This window comes from Curtobacterium sp. MCBA15_016, assembly GCF_001865105.1.
GTDB lineage: Bacteria > Actinomycetota > Actinomycetes > Actinomycetales > Microbacteriaceae > Curtobacterium.
The window spans coordinates 13,289-14,238 of record NZ_MJGR01000031.1; the positions used below are offsets into that span (position 1 = coordinate 13,289).

Annotated in this window: 1 protein-coding gene; it reads right to left on the bottom strand. The window is 73.5% G+C overall.

Features of this window, described 5'->3' with window-relative positions; all coding sequences use genetic code 11:
* Positions 1 to 950, bottom strand: a 950-nt coding sequence (locus tag BIV03_RS19700; protein ID WP_175475831.1) for a GAF domain-containing sensor histidine kinase, incomplete at both ends; no start/stop codon positions are given.

The window sequence follows — 950 nt, forward strand, 5'->3', positions numbered from 1 at the left end:
CGACGTTCGCGAGCGACTCGCGGACGACGGCCGCGACGTCGAGCGCCAGGTCACCGGTGACCACGGTGTCGACCGGGCCGGCGAACGCGATCCGTGGTGCGGTGCTGAGCGCGGGCCCGAGTTCGGCGACGACGTCGAGCAACCGGTCGCGAGCGGTGCGTGGTCCGTGGCGGTCCGGGGTCCCGAGCGCGAACACCGCAGTCCGGATCTCCCCGATCGCCTCGTCGATGATGGTCACCTGCGCGTCGATGCGTTCGCGGACCTGTTCCGGAGCACGCTCGGCAGTCGCCTGGAGGGACAACCCTGCGGCGAAGAGCCGCTGGATGACGTGGTCGTGCAGGTCCCGGGCGATCCGACCGCGGTCCTCGGCCCGTTCGAGCAGGCGGCGGTCCTTCCGTCCCCGTGCGACGGCGAGCGCCACACTCGTCTGCCGCCCGAACTCGTCGGCCATCTCGGCCTCCGTCTCGGAGAACGGCCGGGCGCCGGGGCCTCGGGAGATCATCAGGGCGCCCAGCGGCGTGCTGCCGTCACGCAGCGGCACGGCGAGTGTCGGGCCGAGCGCGGGCGCCCAGTCGTAGGCGGGCAGATCGGCACCGGTCGGGTCGGCGATCACCGACCCCGTCGCCATGGCTCGTCCGGCGAGCGATCCGTCGGCACGGTAGTCCCGACCCTGCACCCCGGCCGCACCCGTGCCGACGGCGACCGCCACGTGGATCGTGTCCGGGGCGCTGCGCGGTTCGACGACGGAGACGAGCACGGCGTCGACGAAGGCGATCACCCGGTCGGCGATGAGGGTCAGCACGTCCTCGAGCGTCTCGTCGCCGACGAGTGCAGCCGACACCTCGGCGGCGGCCGTCGTCCACCGCTCGCGTTGTCGTGCCTCGTCGAAGAGGCGGGCGTTGTCGATCGCGACGCCGGCGGTGGCGGCGAGCGCCTCGACGAGCTCCTCG